Source organism: Brevibacterium picturae, assembly GCF_030453725.1.
GTDB classification, from domain to species: Bacteria; Actinomycetota; Actinomycetes; order Actinomycetales; family Brevibacteriaceae; genus Brevibacterium; species Brevibacterium sandarakinum_A.
The window spans coordinates 1-5,175 of sequence record NZ_JAKDJU010000195.1 but is presented as its reverse complement, the minus strand read 5'-3'; the positions used below and the strand labels follow the sequence as shown (position 1 = coordinate 5,175).

Genomic DNA, 5,175 nt, shown 5'->3' with positions numbered 1-5,175 from the left:
GCTGTTTCGTTGGTCCCCCCAGTGGGACTCGAACCCACACTTGATCGATTTTAAGTCGACTGCCTCTGCCGATTGGGCTATAGGGGGTGATGCGGACGCTGCCTGCGCCGCATCGGCACTGCAATCACAGTGCCAGCACTCACTTTATAGCGTAATGGGGTCCGTCGCGATCCGAGACACGGTCACGAGGTCTGCGCCGCGATCTGAGACGCAACGACGAATAGTATGTGAGACGGCTAGTCTCAAACGCATGACAGAGAATCCGCCCAGCAGACAGGCCTGGGTGATCCTCGTCGTCGGAGTGCTGTCCCAGATGGCGGCGACTGTCGCCATCACCGGGCCGGCTTTTCTCATCCCGTATATGCACACGGTCCTCGGCTACACGCTGACTCAGGCCGGCACCGTGGCCGCAGCCCCGAGTTTCGGCCTCATCCTCACCCTCATCGCCTGGGGGGCCTTTGCCGACAGGTTCGGCGAACGACTGGCCATGACACTGGGAATCGCCTTGACGGCTCTGGCCTCGGGTCTGGCCGTGGCTGTGGTCGGCTCACCAGTGTGGATGGTCATCATCATTGCGGCCTCCGGCGCTGCAGCCGCATCCGTGAACTCGGCCAGCGGGCGCGTGGTCATGGGCTGGTTTCCCCGCCACCGCCGCGGTCTGGCCATGGGAATCAGACAGATGTCGCAGCCCCTGGGCACGAGCGTGGCGGCCCTGGCCGTCCCACCGATCGCCGCGTCCGACGGCTTTGTCGGATACCTGTGGTTCGTCGTCATCGTCACCGGTGTCATGGCCGTCATCTGCCTCGGGCTCGTTCGGGACCCTCCCCGCGCCGAGGCGGCTTCCAGTCCCGTAGGCACGTCCACGGACGATTCTCGGCCGGGCCCCACCTCGGCGGCGGGAGAGGTGGAGACGCCGCCTTCGACGAGCAACCCCTACCGGACGGACTCGTTCCTGTGGCGGATCCACGCAGTCTCCGCGCTGCTGGTGATCCCACAGTTCGCCTTCTCCACCTACGGCCTCATCTGGCTCATCGCGAACCAGCACATCAGCGCGGGCATCGCCGGCGGCATCGTCGCCGCCTCACAGATCGTGGGAGCGATCGGGCGCATGATCGTCGGCGGCCTCTCCGATCGACTCGGCTCCAGGGTCGGGTTGATGCGGATCGTGGCGATTGCGGCCATGGTCCTCGTTGCCGCGATCGCGCTGATCTCGCTCACCCCGCTGCCCATCGTGGCGACCGTGTTGTTCATCCTGGCGGCAACGGTCTCGGTAGCCGACAATGGGCTGGCCTTCGCCTCGGTCGCCGAGGCTGCAGGACCCCAATGGTCGGGCAAGGCCATGGGCACGCAGAACACCGGACAGTTCGTCATGTCCGCGATCCTCGGGCCGGGATTCGGCGCCCTGGTCACCGTGTTCGGCTACCCTCTGTCCTTTGCCTTCGTCGCGATCGCACCTCTGCTCAGTCTGGGAATCATTCCGAAACGGGACATCGATCGGATAACCTGATGTTCACCTCTGCTCGGTACTGTGCCTGAGGGCTGGTGACGACCGCGAAGTGAGGGGCCAGGCCGCTGAAGAAGACTGATGCCGTCGATGCTAAGGAGCGCTCGTGAATAACCTGCTCAATGAGAATCTGCGCGAATACATCGACAAGCTTCGCATCGAAGGCTACGCGGTCGAAGACTCCCATACCACCGATCCGCATCTCATCGACCCGTTGGGCCGTGCGGTCGAGACCTGGCGTGAGGGGTACCCGTACCCGGAGCTCATGGACCGGGAACAATACGAACTGGAGAAGTACCAGCTGCAGGTGGAGCTGCTGAAATTCCAGTACTGGGGGCAGGACACCAACGCCAGGCATGTCATCGTCTTCGAAGGCCGTGACGCTGCCGGCAAGGGCGGGACGATCAAACGCTTCACGGAACATCTCAACCCGCGTGCGGCGCGTGTCGTGGCACTGAACAAACCCTCGGACAAGGAAGCAGGGCAGTGGTATTTTCAGCGCTACATCAGCCACCTGCCCACCAGCGGTGAGTTCGTCATGTTCGACCGCTCCTGGTACAACAGGGCCAACGTCGAACGCGTCATGGACTTCTGCACCGACTACGAGTACGAGACGTTCATGGAGCAGGCTCCGGTGTTCGAGAAGATGCTCATCGACTCGGACATCCACGTCACCAAATTCTGGTTCTCCGTGACCCAGCGCGAGCAGCGGACTCGCTTCGCGATCCGGCAGATCGACCCGGTGCGGCAGTGGAAGCTCTCTCCCATGGACCTCGAATCCCTGGATCGTTGGGACGACTACACCGCGGCGAAAGAAGAGATGTTTCGACGCACGGACACCGATCACGCTCCGTGGATCACGATCAAAAGCAATGACAAGAAGCGAGCACGACTCAACGCCATGCGCTACTTCCTCAACCAGTTCGACTACGAGGACAAGGACACTTCGGTCGTCTACGAACCTGATCCGATCATCGTCCGGCGCGGACGCGACGCCGTCGACGACTGAGGATCAGCGCCAGGGCGCCTGCACATCCCGATCTCCCCGGTCTGCGCCGAGGTTGCTCAGTCCGGGGGTTCTGATGCGGTGTCCTCATCTTCCTTCGTATCTCCACCGCGGACGTCGCGTTCCTCGTCGGGCAGGGAATCTTCGGCCTCGGCCTGGGCGTCCTTCGGATCCTTCTCTATCGGCACGTCGTGCTCTGCGGCAATGCGCTCGAGCTGTTCCTCGGGAGTCTCCACGCTGCCCTCCGCATTTCTCTGCTCATCGCTCATGGTCTTCTGCTCCTCTCTGCACTCGAGCTGCGTTCGAGGCAATCAAGCCGATCGATGGTCGGCAGAGTGCCCGCGAACCCGGACATCACGATCCGTGCTCTCGACGCTAGTCACACCGCTATGAGGGATCAAGACGCTGACCTGCGATCGGTGGGAATTTGCATCTGGCGCGGAGCCGACACCCATGTCGCGCCGCAGGAAAGAGCTGCGGCCGGGTAGAAGGGGAAAGACCACCCGGCCGGAATCGTGGAGCGGGCCTGGAGCCCGCTGTGTTCGAACGGGCGCGAAGCCCGCAGCGCTCAGGCTTCTCGCCGAGCCTTCTTCAGCGCGCGACGCTTCTTGTGGCCGGCAAAGCTGAGCCAGAAGAGGATGATGGCGAGGAGGACGAAGAGGCCGCCTCCGGCGATGCCCGCGTCGACCCAGAACTGGGGTGGGAAGAGTCGGATGAGGGAATCGTCGGCGTAGAACTCCCATGTCCCGTCGGAGAAGAAGATCTGATGGAATCCGCGGAAGAATGTGTCCCAGCCGAGGAACGCCAGCACTGCCGCAGCGGCCATGATGACGATGCTGATGATGGCGCCGAGGCGCAGTCCGACGTGGATGCCCATTCCGTGCCTGCGCGACATGTAGAGCCCGAAGAGGACCGCGCCGATGAGGCCGATCACTGCGATCAGGTACAGCAGCGAGATGAGGGCCTTGACGTCGGCCATGTGGTTGAGCTCTTCGGAGATGAAGATGGGTTCGCCGTTGGGCATGATGACGTCGGCGAGGTAGCGCCGGGAGTCGAGGTTCGACAGGTAGTCGATGACGTAGGTGCCGTAGTGCTCGCGGTCGGCGCTGCCGAAGCCGAACTGGTCGGAAGGGAACCCGGGCCGGAAGTACTCGAACTTGAGGAACAGTCCCGAGGCCACGAATCGAACGGCCAGGGCCAGCAGAATGAACGGTGTGGCCAGGGTGATCCAGATGGTGCCGATGACATCGAGGACGCTGCGGCGCCGCTCGGGCACCTCGGGGTCGTGGGTTTCGGTTGACGTTGCAGCCTGGGTCACGGCGGCCCAGTCTGCTTCACTCATCACGGCTGTGCGGGAGTTGGCAGGAACCTCGCGGGTCCGGGTGGTCTCGGCAGGGTTCGACGAATGGGCAGGTGCCACGTGCACGGGCCCGGTTGAGGGCTTGGGCTCGTCCTTGGCGATGGGATCCCTAATCGGGTCGAACGCCTCGGTGTCGGTGGACGGATCGTTCGCTGCCTCCAGGGGAGGCTCCGTCTGCTTTTCGGCAGCGCTACTGGACCCTGAACTCATCCGCCTGCTCAGGAGGTCTTCGGTCTCGTTCTTCTCGTCTCCAGCCACGTTCCCATTGTCATGGACCTGGGACGGCAAGCGGGCTCCGACACGCCACTGAGCCCCAGATCACCGAGGTGGCGTACTGCTCGGCTCGACAGGTCAGCCCAGCAGGGCTGCGATGACGACGAGGGTCGGAACCGCCAGCACGGTCGTGATGAAGACCGCATCACGCATGAGCGCTTCGGATCGTCGGTACTGCATCGAGTAGATGTAGACGTTCTGTGCCGTCGGCAGAGCCGAGGTGACGACGATGGCGAACAGCGCGATGCCGGAATATCCCAGCAGCGGACCGCCGATGGCCCACGCCAGCACCGGCTGGATGACGAGTTTGGCGATCGTGATGTAGGTCAGCTGCTTTCGAGTTCCGGGAGCCGGCAGCGCCCAACCGTCCTTGAGTGAGATGCCGAAGGCCAGGAGGGCTCCAGGGACTGCGGTGGCACCGATCATGTCGATGGGTTCGAAGATGAAGCGCGGGAGTTCGAAGCCGGTCGCCGAGGCGGCCACACCCGCGGCCGCGCCCAGAACGATGGGGTTCCTGATGATTTGGAACAGGCCCGAATACCAATGCTGGTCTGGCTTCTTCTTGCCCGCAGCGTCGAGGACGGCCATGCCGATGGGGGCGAGGATGAGCAGCTGGAACAGCAGTACGGGAGCGACATATCCGATGTCGTGGAGCACATAGGCCGCGATCGGGATGCCCAGGTTGCCGATGTTGACATAGCTGACAGCCCATGCGGAGAACATCGCCTCGCCGGTGCTGCGTTTGCGGATGTATCGGGTGAGGACGAACAGCAGGATGCCCACGATGAGTGCGGAGCCTCCTGTGGCCAGAAGCGCTGTGTTGAAGATCAGACCCAGGTCGGTGTCGGCAACCGTGACGTAGAGCAGGGTGGGGGTGCCGGCATAGAAGACGAGCTTCGCGATGACCTGCTGCCCATTGGGTCCCAGAACCTCGGATCGTCCCAGCACGAATCCGACCAGGATGACTCCTGCGATGACGGCGAAGCCTTCGAAAACAGCCAGCATGGGCTACCGGTGGTCCTCGCTTTCCGG

5 protein-coding genes and 1 tRNA gene are annotated in these 5,175 nt (G+C 63.2%); 2 read left to right on the top strand and 4 right to left on the bottom strand.

The window, feature by feature from the left end:
- Window positions 1–10: 10 nt before the first annotated feature.
- Window positions 11–87: transfer RNA gene (locus L0G76_RS13900), tRNA-Leu, on the bottom strand.
- Window positions 88–154: 67 nt separating this feature from the next.
- Here L0G76_RS13900 and L0G76_RS13895 point away from each other — a divergent pair.
- Both L0G76_RS13895 and ppk2 read left to right on the top strand, forming a co-directional pair.
- Window positions 155–1,507, top strand: coding sequence for an MFS transporter (locus L0G76_RS13895; protein ID WP_304357761.1), 1,353 nt, complete (start codon window positions 155–157; stop codon window positions 1,505–1,507).
- Window positions 1,508–1,610: 103 nt separating this feature from the next.
- Window positions 1,611–2,513 (top strand): polyphosphate kinase 2, encoded by a 903-nt coding sequence (ppk2, locus tag L0G76_RS13890; protein WP_304357760.1) that lies wholly within the window; start codon window positions 1,611–1,613, stop codon window positions 2,511–2,513.
- Window positions 2,514–2,569: 56 nt separating this feature from the next.
- Here the strand turns inward: ppk2 and L0G76_RS13885 are convergent, their stop codons facing one another.
- The 3 genes from L0G76_RS13885 to L0G76_RS13875 all read right to left on the bottom strand — a co-directional run bounded on the left by L0G76_RS13885 (window position 2,570) and on the right by L0G76_RS13875 (window position 5,148).
- Entirely contained in the window at window positions 2,570–2,779 is a 210-nt protein-coding gene (locus tag L0G76_RS13885) for a hypothetical protein (protein WP_304357759.1), read from the bottom strand.
- A gap of 299 nt (window positions 2,780–3,078) precedes the next feature.
- Window positions 3,079–4,128: a TIGR01906 family membrane protein gene (locus tag L0G76_RS13880; RefSeq protein ID WP_304357758.1), complete on the bottom strand. Its 1,050-nt coding sequence runs from the start codon at window positions 4,126–4,128 to the stop codon at window positions 3,079–3,081.
- Between the two features lie 93 nt (window positions 4,129–4,221).
- Window positions 4,222–5,148, bottom strand: a complete 927-nt coding sequence (locus L0G76_RS13875; RefSeq protein WP_304357757.1) for an AEC family transporter — start codon at window positions 5,146–5,148, stop codon at window positions 4,222–4,224.
- Window positions 5,149–5,175: the final 27 nt, after the last annotated feature.